Source organism: Meridianimarinicoccus roseus (assembly GCF_003172915.1).
Classification (GTDB): domain Bacteria; phylum Pseudomonadota; class Alphaproteobacteria; order Rhodobacterales; family Rhodobacteraceae; genus Meridianimarinicoccus; species Meridianimarinicoccus roseus.
Genome location: NZ_QGKU01000052.1, coordinates 38,843 through 51,996, shown reverse-complemented (window position 1 = coordinate 51,996; position 13,154 = coordinate 38,843). Strand labels below are relative to the sequence as shown.

Here is a 13,154-nt window from a genome sequence, read left to right as displayed (position 1 = left end):
GGCGCTCAGTAGGCCGGGCAGCTGCCGTCGGTGGTGTAGTCGTGGACCGTAATCTCGCCGGCGATGATCCGGGTCTTGGTCTCTTCCACGGTGGCCTTCATCGACTCGGTGATGAGCGGTTCGTTGTTTTCATCCAGCGCCCAGCCGACGCCGTTGTTGTCGAGGCCCATGACCTTGATGCCCGGCTGGAACTCGCCCGCCGCGCCTGCTTCGAATGCTTCGTAGACAGCATTGTCCACGCGCTTGACCATCGAGGTCAGCACGTAGCCCGGATGCAGGTAGTTCTGGTTGCTGTCCACGCCGATCGACAGGATGCCTTCGTCGGCCGCTGCCTGAAGCACACCGATCCCAGTGCCGCCCGCCGCAGCGTAAACCACGTCCGAGCCTTGGCTGATCTGCGCGCGGGTCAACTCGGCGCCCTTGACCGGGTCGTTCCACGCGGTCGGGGTGGTACCGGTCATGTTCACGATCACGTTCGCGTCGGGGTTCACGGCCTTCACGCCCTGCGCATAGCCGCAGGCGAACTTCGAGATCAGCGGCACATCCATCCCGCCGATGAAGCTGACGGTGCCGCTATCCGATGCCATCGCCGCCAGCACGCCTACAAGGAAGCTGCCCTCGTGTTCCTTGAACACGACGGATTGTACGTTCGGCTGGTCGACGACCATGTCGACGATGGTGAAGTTGGTGTCCGGATAGTCCGGTGCGACCTTTTCCAGCGTGGAGGCATTGGCAAAGCCCAGCACCACGACCGGGTTCGCGCCGCTTTCGGCCATGCGGCGCATGGACTGTTCGCGCTGCGCTTCGGACTGCAGTTCGGTTTCGCGGTAGCTTGCGCCACTTTCCTCGAGCCAGCGCTGCGCGCCGTTATAGGCGCTTTCGTTGAATGACTTGTCGAACTTGCCACCCAGGTCGATGATCAGCCCCGGTTCGGCCGTCGCCGCCGCCGCGCCAAGGGCCACGATTGCCGTCGCGCCGAAAAGGGATTTCATGATGGTCATTGGTTGCTCCCGCTGTTGAATGCGTCCGGCACGCCGCGCGCCGCCCGGCTGGCCGTGGCCTGTTCCGGCCATGCTTCATTGGCGAATAAGTCCGCACCTCAGAGCGATGGTCAATAGCTTTCTGGGGCTTGGTCGCCGCGTCGCGGCGCAGTCGGCGCCAATTCAGGCGTTCTGCTCCGGCCCGGTCATGTCATGGGCCATCACCATCGCATCTGCGCAGCGCCCGTCCGGTGCGCGGTAATAGGCCCGCCGCCTGCCGACCGGGCGGAAGCCGCAGGCCGCGTACAACGCCAGCGCAGGTGCGTTGTCTGCCGCGACTTCCAGAAAACAGCTTTCCGCGCCGGCGCGCCGCGCGGCTTCCAACACGCGGTCCATCAGTTCCCGCCCGGTACCGGCCCGGCGTGCCGACGGGGCGACGGTGATGGTCAGGAGTTCCGCTTCGCCCGCGATGATACGGCACAGCGCAAACCCGCTTGGAGCCGTCAGAAGTACCGTGCCGGGCTGGTCCAGCAGCGCGGCGAATTCCCCGGCGGTCCAGGGACGCGGCACCGTGAAGCCGAGGCGGTGCAGCGCGGCCATTTCGTCCGGGGTCATTCCAGTATGGGCGGTGGTCGGTCGCGGGCCGGTGCCGCGTCCGCCGCCCGCAGGTAGAGAGGTGTGGGCCGCCCCGGCGCCTCGTCCGCGCGCAAAAGGGCAAGCCGCGCGATGCCGATGGCCAGTGGCGTGGGCGCCAGAACCGGGCCACCGGTCCGCGCGGCCAGCGCTTCGGCCCCGTCGCCGGTGACCGGTATGCCGCGCGGGAAGAGCGCGCCGTTCAGCGCATCCTCGGCCAGCAGGGCAGGGGGGTGAAAGATGCCCGGATCGGTATCGTGCAATTGTACATAGATGCCGCCGCGCCGCGCCGCGACCGTTGCAAGGCAAGGGCGGGGCAGGTCCGCCGCCTGCGCGTCCAGCCCGCTCACCCCGATCGCCGGACGCTCCAATGCCAGCGCGAGTCCGCGCGCGGCTGCCACCGAAATTCGGATTCCGGTGAAGTTGCCAGGGCCGATCCCGACCCCAAGAAGATCAAGCGCATCCCAGCCGACGCCCGCCGCCGCAAGGGTTTCCTCAAGCAGCGGCATCAGCCTTTCGGCCTGTCCTCGCGACAGGTCTTCAATGGTATGGGCCAGAACATCTGGGCCGCGCAGCACGGCGGCGCAGACATAGGGTCCGGCTGTATCGAAGGCCAGCACCAGGCGCGATGGTTCGGGCGTCACCGGCGGGTCACACCGCGACCGGCCGCACCTCCAGCACTTCCGGGATATAGTGGCGCAGCAGGTTCTCAATCCCCATCTTCAGCGTCAAGGTTGAGGACGGGCAGCCTGCGCAGGCGCCCTGCATGTGCAGATAGACGACACCGCGGTCGAAGCCGTGAAACGTGATGTCGCCGCCGTCCTGCGCCACCGCCGGGCGCACCCGCGTGTCCAGCAGTTCCTTGATCTGGCCCACGATCTCCGCGTCGGGGCCGTCATGGTCGGCATGCCCCGCGCTATGCCCTTCGCCGTCCAGAACCGCCTCGCCGGACTGGAAATGTTCCATTACCGCGCCAAGGATCGCCGGTTTGACGTGATCCCAGTCCACGTCCTCGGCCTTGGTCACCGTTACGAAGTCGTTTCCGAAAAACACGCCGGTCACGCCGCCGACCGCGAAGATGCGCCGTGCAAGGGGCGAGTTGCCCGCAACGTCCGCTGAGGGGAAATCGGCGGTGCCGGTTTCAAGCACAGTCATGCCGGGCAGAAATTTCAGCGTCGCGGGGTTCGGTGTGGATTCGGTCTGGATGAACATGGCGGTAACCTCCGTTGCAACCGATATGCGGATCGCGGGGCGCGAAGTCAATGTTTGGAACGATTCCAAGTTGGCGGTCAGGTGACCTGTTCCAACTGTTCCTTGGACAGGTTGCCCGGAACCACGGTGAAAGGTATCGGCAGCGTCGCCGCCGACTTGGTGATCTGCGTGATCAGCGGGCCGGGGCCGCTCTTGTCGGTGCCCGCGCCCAGCACCAGTACGCCAATCTCCGGGTTGTCGGAAATCTGGGCCATCACTTCGCGGAACAGGTCTCCCTCGCGGATCACGAGCGAGGGATTGACCCCCTGCCGGTCCCGCATCCATTTCGCGAATACTTCGAAATGCGCCTCGATCCGCTCGCGGCTTTCCTCACGCATGATGTCACCGACGCCGATCCAGTGGTTGAATTCCTCGGGCGGGATGACCGACAGGATCTCGACCCCGCCGCCGGTCTTGGCGGCGCGCATGGCTGCGAAGCGCATCGCGTTCAGGCATTCGCGGCTGTCATCTAGAACGACGAGAAAAGTGCGCATGGCAGGTCCCTCCCTCCACCACGATGACAGCACCGGGCGCCCCAAGGCAAGCGGCTTGCGTCAGCGCGTGGCGTCGGCCAGCAGCGCGCGCAAGTCCAGCGGCGCGTTGCCCAGTCTGATCCGCCCGTCCGGGCCGCGCGGCCAGTCCGCTTCGGCCCGGTCGCGGTACAACTCCACACCGTTGCCTTCTGGATCGTTGAAATACACCGCTTCGCTGACGCCGTGATCGGCCTTGCCGGTGATGCGGATGCCCGCATCCATGACCCGCTGCACCGCGCGTCCCAGTGACCCCCGGTCGGGATAAAGAAACGCGACGTGGTAAAGCCCGGTCCGGTCAGGTTCCGGCGGCAGCCCACCCGCGCTGTCCCAGATGTTCAACGCGATGTGATGGTGATACCCGCCCGAGGACAGGAAGGCGGCTTGCGGCCACCGCACCTGCACCTCGAAGCCCAGCACGTCCGAGTAGAACGCGACGGCCCGGTCGAGATCGGCAACCTTCAGATGAACATGGCCAAGTTTGGCGGGGGTGACGTAGTCGGATGGCATGGGACCCTCCCTGCATGATCGTCCCGCCGTCCTACGCGGATTGCGCATTTGCACACAGGTCGTTTTCCTAACGGCACCTGTGCACAGGCGCGCAGGGCGTCAGGTGACCATTCCCACGATCTCGTAGGTGCGTTTCAGGATCGGCGCGGCGATGGCGCGAGCGCGCTCGGCGCCGCCTTCCAGAACACGGTCGATCTCGGCCGGATCCTGCATCAGGCGGCTCATCTCGGAAGACAGCGGCGACAGCTTCTCGACGGCGAGATCGGCCAGCCGCGGCTTGAAGTCGGAAAAGCTGCGCCCGCCGAATTCGGCGATGACCGCGTCGGCGGTGCTGTCGCCAAGCGCGGCATAGATGTTGACAAGGTTGCGCGCCTCGGGCCGGTCCGCCAGCCCGTCGAGCGTTTCGGGCAGCGGTTCGGGATCGGTCTTGGCCTTGCGGAACTTCTTCGCGATCGTGTCGGCATCGTCGGTCAGGTTGATCCGGCTCATGTCGGACGGGTCCGATTTGCTCATCTTCTTGCTGCCGTCCCGCAGGCTCATGACCCGCGTCGCGACGCCCTCGATCACCGGTTCGGTCACCGGGAAGAAATCCACGCCGTAGTCGTTGTTGAACTTGATGGCGATGTCGCGGGTCAGTTCCAGATGCTGCTTCTGGTCTTCGCCGACGGGCACCTTCGTTGCGTGGTAGGCAAGGATGTCGGCGGCCATGAGGCTGGGATAGGTGAATAGGCCCACGCTCGCCGCTTCGCGGTTCTTGCCGGCCTTGTCCTTGAACTGGGTCATCCGGTTGAGCCAGCCCATCCGCGCCACGCAGTTGAACACCCAAGCCAACTGCACGTGCTCGGGCACGCGCGCCTGGTTGAACAGGATCGACTTCGCCGGATCGAGTCCCGAGGCCAGGTAACCCGCCGCAAGCTCGCGCGTGGCGCGCGTCAGGTCGGCCGGGTCCTGCCAGACGGTGATCGCGTGCAGGTCGACAATGCAATAGAGCGTCTCGATCCCGCTGTTCTGCATGTCGACGAAGCGCTTGACCGCGCCAAGGTAGTTGCCGAGTTGCAGATGATTGGTCGGCTGAATGCCGGAAAAGACCCGCGGGGTGAAGGCGGCGTTGGCATCATCTGTCACGGGAGGCGTTTGGACCGCATCCGTCATGGCGTGTCTCCGTCTGGAAGTTCTGGCCCGGTTCGCTTATCGGGGGGCCTGCGTGCCGTCAATCAGGGGAATGACATGCCCACACCACAGCCCGCCCGGCCGATCCCGCAGGGCCCGGTCAACCCGCTTCCGAAATCGGTTGTGGCGCTGGCCGTCATCATCGTCGGGATCGAAATCCTGTTCGGGCTTGCCGACCGCGGCATCATCGGCGGCGCAACCGGGGTCGGGATGCGGGCCAGTGCGATCCGCGACTACGGCTTTTTTGGCGAGGCGCTGCAATGGATGCTGGCGAACAGCCGCTTCCCGCCAGACCTGCTGGTGCGCTTCGTCACCTACCCGCTACTGCATTTCAGCTTCACCCACGCGCTCTTCGTTGTCGTTTTCGTGCTGGCGATGGGCAAGATGGTGGGCGAGGCTCTGGGCGAGCTTTCGGTGCTCGTGATCTTCTTCGGTGCGTCGATCGGGGGCGCGCTGGTGTATGGTCTTTTGCTGACCGATCCGTTCCCGCTCGTGGGCGGGTATCCAGGCGTCTACGGGCTGATCGGCGGCTATACCTTCCTGATGTGGGTGCAGGCGAGGCTGCTGCAGCAAAGCCAGGTTATGGCGTTCCGGCTGATCGGGCTGCTGCTCGGTATACAGCTTCTGTTCGGGCTTCTGTTCGGGTCGCGCAACGACTGGCTGGCCGATCTGGCTGGCTTCGCGGTCGGCTTCGCACTTTGCTTCGTGCTGGTGCCGGGCGGCTGGGCGCGGCTGCGCGATGCGATCCGCCGCCGCTGACGCGATTGCTCTTGCGGCGCACGCGAAAGGCGCGCAACGCTGATTGGCCGGAAGGCGCGAGTCGCGCCCGCCCGGCGTGCCCGGCGCACCCTTGGGGCCGACGCAGGTGCGCACCGCGCGCACCGCGTGCCGTCCCGCAGGGGCAGGGCACCACTCCCGGCCCGTTCGGCATGAGCCGCGCGGGGGCTCTTTGTCTGGAAGGCATCGAAATGAGCAAGGGCGACAAGCAGCGCGGCAACCGCGAAGCGAAGAAACCGAAACAGGTCAAGGCGAAGCCGTCGGCGGTTCCGCCGGGCGTCGTGGGCAAGATCCCGACCGGGCCCGGCGTCACCAAAAAGGGGCGGTGACGCAGCGGATGGTCTATCCGGCGGTACCGCGATCGCCGCGGGGCCGCCGGAACGCCGCTTTCAAGTCCGTCAGTGGCAGACCGCCAAGAAGATGCGCGGCGGCGAAATAGACCGTGCCGCCGCCCCCCACCAGAAGCGCCAGCGCGCCATAGCGTAGGCCCGGCGTGTGCAGCGCGCCATTGAGCACCGCCGCCCCGGCCCAGATCGCAGCGCCCATCAGCGCCGCCGACGCCGCCAGCCGCGGCACCCGGCGCCGGAAGCGCGCATCGAAGCGGGCGACGTCGCCCATCGGGCGGGCGCCGCGCCACAGCAGCCCGACCATCGCCCAGCCCGCCAGCGTCGTGGCCAGTGCCGCGGCGGGCCAGCCGAGAACCGGCGCCATCCCGATCGCGCAGGCCGCGTTCAGCACCATCGCCCACAGCGCGAACCGGAACGGGCTGCGCGTGTCGGACCGCGCGAAATAGAGCGGTTGGAGCACCTTCTGAAGCACGAAAGCTGGCAGTCCCGCGCCGTAGATCGCCACCGCCAGCGCGGTCCCTGCGGTGTCGGCGGGGGTGAACCTGCCGCGTTCGAACAGCACCGACACCAGCGCTTCGGGGATCACGCACAGCGCCACGGCGGCGGGCAGCGTCAGCGCGAGCGAGATCTCTCCCGCGCGGCTGAGCGCCGCGCGACCGCCGGCATCGTCCCCGGCGGCCAGCCGTCGGGACAGGTCGGGCAGAAGCACGATCCCGACCGCGATGCCGACCACTCCCAGCGGCAACTGGTAAAGCCGGTCGGCGGTGTACATCCAGTCGATCGCGCGATCGAAATAGCTGGCCACCTGCCGTCCAACCAGCAGGTTTACCTGCACCACGCCAGACGCCAGCGCGGCCGGCGCGGCGATTACCGCCAGGGTCCGGATCTCGGGCGTGAGCTTCGGAAGGGTCGGCACGAGCCGAAAACCCGCCTTCGCCGCGGCGGTCCACAGCAGCACGAACTGCGCGAGCCCCGACGCGGGCACCGCCCAGATCAACGCGCGCGCGATGTCGCTTCCGGTCACATGAGCGGCCCACATGAAGGCGATGAAAATCACGTTCAGCAGCAGCGGCGCCGCGGCGGCGACCGCGAAGCGCCCGGTCGCGTTCAGCAGTCCCGACAGCATCGCGGCCAGCGAGATGATCAGGATATAGGGGAAGGTGATCCGCCCGAAATCGACCGCGAGATCGAACTCCGGCCCGCCGACAAAGCCGCTTGCCATCGCAAGGACCAGCAGCGGCATCCCAAGCTGGCCCAGCAGCGTGAAGGCGATCAGCAGCCACATCAGCGCGGAGAACACCTCCTGGGCGAAGGCGTGGGGCCGCTCGTCGGTTTCCAGCCGCCTCGAGAACAGCGGCACGAAGGCCATGTTGAAGGCGCCTTCCGCGAAGAAGCGGCGGAACATGTTGGGCAGCGAGAAGGCGACGATGAACGCGGAATAAGCCGGGCCGGTGCCCAGCAATGCGACGATCATCGCGTCGCGCACGAACCCCAGCACGCGGCTGGCCATGGTCCAGCCGCCCACGGTCAGAAGGCCCGACAGCAGCCGGATGGGCTTCATTCGGCGGCAGCCTTGGTCGCGCCGCGTTCGATCGCGTCCTTCAGCTTGCGTTCCAGCGATTCGAGTTTGCCCTTGCCCATGATCTTCAGGCCGAACATGTCCTTGACATAGAACGTGTCCACTGCCTGAGCGCCATAGGTGGCGATCTGCGCCGACGAAATGTAGATGTTGTTCGCCGCCAGAGTGCGCGCCAGATCGTAGAGCAGGCCGGTCCTGTCGCGCGTGTCCACTTCAATGATGGTGTAGATGTCCGACCCCTCGTTGTCGAAATCGATGGTCGTGGGGTGTCGGAAGGCGCGTTCGCGCTTCTTGATCTTGTCGCGCTGCACCATCGCGTCGCCGGTCACCACTTCGCCGTGCAGGGTCTTGCGGATCATCGCCTTCAGACGGTCCATCCGGTGCGTGTCATAGGGTGCGCCGTCCGCGTCCTGCACCCAGAATACCGCGGTGGCATAGCCGTCCTTCGAGGTATAGGTGCGCGCGTCCACCACGTTGGCTCCGACCAGCGCGAGCGAGCCCGCCAGCCGCGCGAATATGCCGGGATGGTCCGCCATCACGAAGCACACGCGCGTCGCGTCGCGGTCCGTGTCCTCTTTCAGGTCGACGCGGATCTCGTCGTCCTCCAGCCCGTCGAGCATCCGAGCGAACACGACCTGCGTTTCGGTCTGCAATCCCTGCCAGTAGGGGCCGTAATGGCGCGACAGTTCGTGCCGCACGAGACCCTTGTCCCAGTCGCCCAAAGCCTCTCGCAGCGCGCGCTTGGCCTCGCTCTCTCGGGCCTCTCGGTTCACGTCCTCAAGTCCGCTCGACAGCGCCTCGCTCGTCTGGCGGTAAAGGTTGCGCAACAGCATCGCTTTCCAGTTGTTCCAGACGCCCGGTCCCACGCCCATGATGTCGCAGGACGTCAGCACCAGCAGCAGGTCCAGCCGCTTCTGCGTCTTCACCGCCTTGGCGAAATCGCGCACCGTGCGTGGATCGGCGATGTCGCGTTTCTGTGCCATGTCCGACATCAGAAGGTGATAGCGCACCAGCCATTCCACCGTGGCACATTCCTGCGGCTTCAGGCCGAGCCGCGGCGCTATGCGGCGCGCAATGCGCGCACCCAGAACCGAGTGGTCCTCGGGGCGGCCCTTGCCGATGTCATGCAAAAGCAGTGCGAGGTAGAGAACGCGCCGGTTCACCCCTTCTTTCAGGATGCGTGTGGACATCGGCAGCTCGTCCGCCAGCTCGCCCCGTTCGATCCGTTCCAGCACGTTGATGCATATGATGGTGTGCTCGTCCACCGTGTAGTGGTGGTACATGTTGAACTGCATCATCGCCACGATCGGCTGGAACTCGGGCAGGAAGGCACCGAGCACGCCGGTTTCCTTCATCCGGTGCAGGGCGCGCGACGGCTCGCCGCGCTTCAGCAACAGCCCGAGGAAGATCCGGTTCGCTTCTGGGTCGCGGCGCATCGTATCGTCGATCAGCGAAAGGTTCGCCACGACCATGCGCGTCGCGTCCGGGTGCAGCGGGTAGCCGGTGCGCAACGCCTCGTCGAACAGGCGCAGGAAGTTCAGCTTGTCGGACAGAAAGGCCGCCTCGTCCTCCACCGACAGGCGGTTCTGCACCACGCGGAAGCCGGGTTTGACCTTGCGCCGCCGCGTGAAGAAGCCCCGGAGGCTGGGCATCCGCTTGATGTGGTTGGCTTCCATCGCGGTCAGGAATACGCGGGTCAGATCGCCCACTCTGGTGGCGTGGCGAAAATAGTCCTGCATGAAATGTTCGACCGCGCGGCGCCCGGCCCGGTCGACATAGCCCAACTTGTCGGCGACCTCGACCTGCAGATCGAAGGTCAGCTGGTCCATCGCCCGTCCGGTAACGAGGTGCAGCTGGTTGCGCACCGCCCACAGGAAATTCTGCGCCTTGTCGAAGTAGCGGTATTCATCGGCCGTGAAGACGCCAAGCTTCACAAGTTCGCGCGGTTCGTCGACGGTGTGCACGTACTTGGCGATCCAGAACAGGGTCTGAAGGTCACGCAGGCCGCCCTTGCCCTCTTTCACGTTGGGTTCGACCACGTAACGCTGACCACCCTGCTTCTTGTGGCGGCTGGTGCGTTCCTCCAGCTTGGCCTCGATGAAATCGGACGCCGAGGTGCGGAACAGGTCGTCGCGCAGCCGCGCCTTCAGTTCGTTGGCCAACGCGACATTGCCGTCGAGATGACGCAGCTCCAGCAGCGCGGTGCGGATGGTGTAGTCGTCGCGGGCCTGGCGCAGGCAGTCGGCCACGGTACGGCTGGCATGGCCGACCTTCAGTCGGAGGTCCCACAGCATGTAGAGCATCGACTCGATCACGCTTTCGGCCCAGGGCGTGATCTTCCAAGGCGTCAGAAACAGCAGGTCCACGTCCGAGCAGGGGGACATCTCCGCCCGGCCGTAGCCGCCGACCGCCACGACCGAGATCTGGTCCTCGGTATCGGCGGACCGGGCCGGGTGCAGGTGCCTGATCGCGACATGGAAGCAGGCCCGCACAAGACAGTCCGTCAGCCAGGCATACGACCGTACCGCGGGCCGGGCTTCCAGCGGACGTTCGGCGATGCCGCGGGCGATGGCGCCCATGCCCGCCTTGCGCAGCGCCGCGAGCCGTTCCACGGTGGCGGCGCGGACCGCCTTGGGGTCCGCCGCCTGTGCCGAGGCAGCATCCAGTGCCGCCAGGGCCGCGGCCATGTCGAAGATCTCTGTGGGGGGGCGGATCAGGTCGTCCGGCAATGCGTTGGCTGCGGGGTCGGGCCGTTCGGACAGGGTGATGTCGGTCAAGCGCGTTGGTTCTCCTGCGGGAGGCGGTTCAGAGGCCCGCGCTCGCGAAGTTGGACGGCGCGGGATCGACGATGCGCAGCGCTTTGTCCTGCACCGTGGCGACCGACAGCGCCCTCTGGTTGCTGCCGTTCTGCAGGAAGCGGAACGCGCCGCTGGCACCGGCGAAGCCGCGCCCTTGCGTCAGGGTTTGCGGGGTGACGCGCTGGCCCGACCCGACAAGCGCGCCGACCGCCGCGATTCCGTCGTAACCTAGCCCGGCGATGCTGTGCGGTGCCTGTCCATAGGCCGCGGTATAGCGACTGCCGAAGCTGTTCACCGCGGCGGTGTCGGGCAGCGCGAACCAGCCGCCCTGTACCCCAGGCAACGACAGCGCGGAGGCGGGCACGTCCCAGCGCGTCAGCCCGACATACTGGATTTCTTCCGGTGGCAGCCCGTTTTCGGGCAGAAGTTGCGTGACGATCGGCAGAGCCGTATCGGTGTTCGAGGTCAGGAAAAGCACGTCCGCGCCGGTGGACTTGGCCTGTTGCACCACGCCGGGCACCGCAGCGACAACACCTTCCTGCGACATCGCGAAACCCGACGTGCCGACCACGGACATGCCGAAATCCTGTGCCGCCCGCATCGCTGCGTCCCGGCCAAGGCGCTCTGCCTCGGTCTCGCCATACATCACCAGAACGCTGGACTTGCCTTGGCCGCGGGCGTAGCCGATCAGCCGCCGCGCGGTGTTGTCGAAGGTCGGGCCCATCACGAAGACATTTCCGCCCGCCACAGTGGGGTTGTTCGAAAAGCTCATCACCGGGATGCCCTTCGCGGCCGCGGCAAGCCCCGCCGCGTTGGCGGCCTCGGCGAAAAGCGGGCCGACGATCACGTCCGCGCCCTCGGCGATGGCCTGCGTGGCGACCTGGCCCGCGCGTTCGGCGTTGCCCGCGGTGTCGTAGACCCGAAGATCGACTTCGACCCCTTCGAGATCGGCCACCGCGAGCCTGGCTGCATTGGTCAGGTTCTGCCCGAGAAACGCCACGTTGCTGTCCGCCGCGCCGGTTGGGACCAGCAGGGCCACCTGCACCGACCCGGAGCCGCCCCCGATCGCGCCGATCGCGGCCGGGTCACAAGCGGCGAGTCCGCCGACCAGCGCCAGCGCGCCGAATGACCTGATGACGGCCCTGCGTCCGAACTGACCCTTGAAGCGTGCCATGCGCGATCCTTCCCGTACTCTTCCGGCGCCCGGCCGGATGCGGTTGCTGCCCTTGCCGTGCCCGGCGGCGGCCTTGCGGGACGTGGCCCGCTCAACTACGCAGACCCTACGCATCTCTGCAAGCGGGGCCAACCTTGAATCACCAGATCGTCCCCCTTCAGCCGGGGCTCTATCTTGTTGCGACACCCATCGGCACGGCGCGCGACATCACGCTGCGGGCGCTGGACGTGCTGGCCTCGGCGCAGATCCTCGTGGCAGAGGACACGCGCAGCCTCAAGAAGCTGCTGGCGATCCACGGGGTGCCGCTCGGGGACCGGCCGGTGTGGGCCTATCACGATCACAGCGATCCCGGTGCGCGGGCCAGTATTGCGGCCGAGGTGCGCGCAGGGCGCAGTGTTGCATATGCGTCCGAAGCGGGCACGCCGATGGTGTCCGATCCCGGCTTCGCGCTCGCGCGCGCCGTCGTGGCCGCAGGCGGTGCGGTGACCACGGCGCCCGGTCCCTCGGCGGTGATCGCGGCGCTGACGCTGGCCGGGCTGCCCACGGATCGCTTCGTATTCCTCGGGTTCGCCCCCGCCCGCGCCGCTGCGCGGCGCACGCTCATCGACGGTTTCGCCGATACGCCCGCGACGCTGGTTTTCTACGAATCTCCACGCCGCGTTCATGCCTTGTTAGCCGATCTCGTGGCATGTCTGGGTCCTGACCGGGAGGCTGCGCTGTGCCGCGAACTGACCAAGCGTTTCGAAGAAGTGCAGCGCGCGCGGCTGGCCGACCTTGTCGTCGCGTTGGCGGGGCGCACGCTCAAGGGCGAGTGCGTGGTGCTGGTCGGTCCACCGACCGCGAAGGAAATCTCGGCCGAAAGCGTCTCCGATGCGCTCGACACCGCGCTGGAGGCGCACAGCGTCAAGGATGCCGCCGCGCTCGTGGCGCAGCGGTTCGGCGTGCCGCGCAAGCAGGTTTACCAGATGGCGCTGGAACGCGGGCGCGGCGGAGCGAAGGGTGATGACTAGGCATGTTCGCGGGCGGACAGCACATCTTGCCGGCGCTGCGGCCGAGGACATTGTTGCGCGCCGCTATGCCGGGGTCGGGGCCGACCTGCAGGCAATGCGTTGGCGCGGCGAAGCCGGAGAGATCGACCTGATTTTCGAACTGGCAGGCGCGACCGTCTTCGTGGAAGTCAAGAAATCCGGCAGTTTCGCCACCGCTGCCACGCGGCTCGGGCCGCACCAGGTGGCCCGGCTGTGGCAGACGGCCGAGGAATACCTTGGCACGCTGCCTGGCACGGCGCCGCGCGACTGCCGTTTCGATCTCGCGCTTGTGGATGATCGCGGCCATGTGGAGGTTCTGGAAAACGCCTTCGCCTGACGCGCCACGTTGCAGTGCCCGGCGGATTGCGGCATTCAGT

The 13,154-nt window shown here is 66.8% G+C and carries 14 protein-coding genes; 4 read left to right on the top strand and 10 right to left on the bottom strand.

Annotated features, from left to right (window positions below; all coding sequences use genetic code 11):
* Positions 1 to 5 precede the first annotated feature (5 nt).
* The 7 genes from DKT77_RS17450 to trpS all read right to left on the bottom strand — a co-directional run bounded on the left by DKT77_RS17450 (position 6) and on the right by trpS (position 5,056).
* Entirely contained in the window at positions 6 to 1,001 is a 996-nt protein-coding gene (locus tag DKT77_RS17450) for a BMP family lipoprotein (protein WP_109812956.1), read from the bottom strand.
* Between the two features lie 162 nt (positions 1,002 to 1,163).
* Positions 1,164 to 1,595 carry a ribosomal protein S18-alanine N-acetyltransferase gene (rimI, locus tag DKT77_RS17445; RefSeq protein WP_109812955.1) on the bottom strand — a complete coding sequence of 144 codons (432 nt, stop codon included), beginning with the start codon at positions 1,593 to 1,595 and terminating at the stop codon, positions 1,164 to 1,166.
* A complete protein-coding gene (gene tsaB, locus DKT77_RS17440) occupies positions 1,592 to 2,257 on the bottom strand; it encodes a tRNA (adenosine(37)-N6)-threonylcarbamoyltransferase complex dimerization subunit type 1 TsaB (protein WP_109812954.1) in 666 nt (221 codons plus the stop codon). Before tsaB ends, rimI begins: the two co-directional genes overlap by 4 nt.
* A gap of 7 nt (positions 2,258 to 2,264) precedes the next feature.
* Positions 2,265 to 2,825: a NifU family protein gene (locus tag DKT77_RS17435; protein WP_109812953.1), complete on the bottom strand. Its 561-nt coding sequence runs from the start codon at positions 2,823 to 2,825 to the stop codon at positions 2,265 to 2,267.
* A 77-nt stretch (positions 2,826 to 2,902) separates the two neighbouring features.
* A complete protein-coding gene (locus DKT77_RS17430; RefSeq protein ID WP_109812952.1) occupies positions 2,903 to 3,358 on the bottom strand; it encodes a universal stress protein in 456 nt (151 codons plus the stop codon).
* A gap of 60 nt (positions 3,359 to 3,418) precedes the next feature.
* Positions 3,419 to 3,904: a VOC family protein gene (locus tag DKT77_RS17425; RefSeq protein WP_109812951.1), complete on the bottom strand. Its 486-nt coding sequence runs from the start codon at positions 3,902 to 3,904 to the stop codon at positions 3,419 to 3,421.
* Positions 3,905 to 4,003: 99 nt separating this feature from the next.
* A complete protein-coding gene (gene trpS / locus DKT77_RS17420) occupies positions 4,004 to 5,056 on the bottom strand; it encodes a tryptophan--tRNA ligase (protein WP_109812950.1) in 1,053 nt (350 codons plus the stop codon).
* A gap of 75 nt (positions 5,057 to 5,131) precedes the next feature.
* On the opposite strand from trpS, the gene DKT77_RS17415 reads away from it, so the two are divergent.
* Complete coding sequence (locus DKT77_RS17415; protein WP_109812949.1) at positions 5,132 to 5,833, top strand: rhomboid family intramembrane serine protease; 702 nt, start codon at positions 5,132 to 5,134, stop codon at positions 5,831 to 5,833.
* 209 nt (positions 5,834 to 6,042) lie between these two features.
* Positions 6,043 to 6,180: a hypothetical protein gene (locus DKT77_RS21175; RefSeq protein ID WP_238547983.1), complete on the top strand. Its 138-nt coding sequence runs from the start codon at positions 6,043 to 6,045 to the stop codon at positions 6,178 to 6,180.
* Positions 6,181 to 6,193: 13 nt separating this feature from the next.
* Here DKT77_RS21175 and murJ read toward each other — a convergent pair whose 3' ends face one another.
* From murJ to DKT77_RS17400, 3 genes are read right to left on the bottom strand one after another with little or no spacing between them, the layout of a single operon-like run.
* On the bottom strand, positions 6,194 to 7,759 hold the full coding sequence (gene murJ, locus DKT77_RS17410) for a murein biosynthesis integral membrane protein MurJ (protein ID WP_109812948.1): 1,566 nt from the start codon (positions 7,757 to 7,759) through the stop codon (positions 6,194 to 6,196).
* A complete protein-coding gene (locus tag DKT77_RS17405) occupies positions 7,756 to 10,545 on the bottom strand; it encodes a [protein-PII] uridylyltransferase (protein ID WP_420798330.1) in 2,790 nt (929 codons plus the stop codon). Before DKT77_RS17405 ends, murJ begins: the two co-directional genes overlap by 4 nt.
* Positions 10,546 to 10,582: 37 nt before the next feature.
* Complete coding sequence (locus tag DKT77_RS17400; RefSeq protein WP_109812947.1) at positions 10,583 to 11,749, bottom strand: penicillin-binding protein activator; 1,167 nt, start codon at positions 11,747 to 11,749, stop codon at positions 10,583 to 10,585.
* Positions 11,750 to 11,883: 134 nt separating this feature from the next.
* Here DKT77_RS17400 and rsmI point away from each other — a divergent pair, with 134 nt between their 5' ends.
* Both rsmI and DKT77_RS17390 read left to right on the top strand, forming a co-directional pair.
* Positions 11,884 to 12,759 (top strand): 16S rRNA (cytidine(1402)-2'-O)-methyltransferase, encoded by an 876-nt coding sequence (gene rsmI, locus DKT77_RS17395; protein ID WP_109812946.1) that lies wholly within the window; start codon positions 11,884 to 11,886, stop codon positions 12,757 to 12,759.
* Positions 12,752 to 13,114 carry a YraN family protein gene (locus DKT77_RS17390; RefSeq protein ID WP_109812945.1) on the top strand — a complete coding sequence of 121 codons (363 nt, stop codon included), beginning with the start codon at positions 12,752 to 12,754 and terminating at the stop codon, positions 13,112 to 13,114. The genes rsmI and DKT77_RS17390 overlap by 8 nt, the downstream gene beginning before the upstream one ends.
* Positions 13,115 to 13,154 lie beyond the last annotated feature (40 nt).

Bases quoted from the DNA above. Each gene is read 5' to 3' on its own strand.
- DKT77_RS17450 (WP_109812956.1), bottom strand. From the start codon at position 1,001: ATGACCATCATGAAATCCCTTTTCGGCGCGACGGCAATCGTGGCCCTT.
- rimI (WP_109812955.1), bottom strand. From the start codon at position 1,595: ATGACCCCGGACGAAATGGCCGCGCTGCACCGCCTCGGCTTCACGGTG.
- DKT77_RS17435 (WP_109812953.1), bottom strand. From the start codon at position 2,825: ATGTTCATCCAGACCGAATCCACACCGAACCCCGCGACGCTGAAATTT.
- DKT77_RS17430 (WP_109812952.1), bottom strand. From the start codon at position 3,358: ATGCGCACTTTTCTCGTCGTTCTAGATGACAGCCGCGAATGCCTGAAC.
- DKT77_RS17425 (WP_109812951.1), bottom strand. From the start codon at position 3,904: ATGCCATCCGACTACGTCACCCCCGCCAAACTTGGCCATGTTCATCTG.
- trpS (WP_109812950.1), bottom strand. From the start codon at position 5,056: ATGACGGATGCGGTCCAAACGCCTCCCGTGACAGATGATGCCAACGCC.
- DKT77_RS17415 (WP_109812949.1), top strand. From the start codon at position 5,132: ATGCCCACACCACAGCCCGCCCGGCCGATCCCGCAGGGCCCGGTCAAC.
- DKT77_RS21175 (WP_238547983.1), top strand. From the start codon at position 6,043: ATGAGCAAGGGCGACAAGCAGCGCGGCAACCGCGAAGCGAAGAAACCG.
- murJ (WP_109812948.1), bottom strand. From the start codon at position 7,759: ATGAAGCCCATCCGGCTGCTGTCGGGCCTTCTGACCGTGGGCGGCTGG.
- DKT77_RS17400 (WP_109812947.1), bottom strand. From the start codon at position 11,749: ATGGCACGCTTCAAGGGTCAGTTCGGACGCAGGGCCGTCATCAGGTCA.
- DKT77_RS17390 (WP_109812945.1), top strand. From the start codon at position 12,752: ATGACTAGGCATGTTCGCGGGCGGACAGCACATCTTGCCGGCGCTGCG.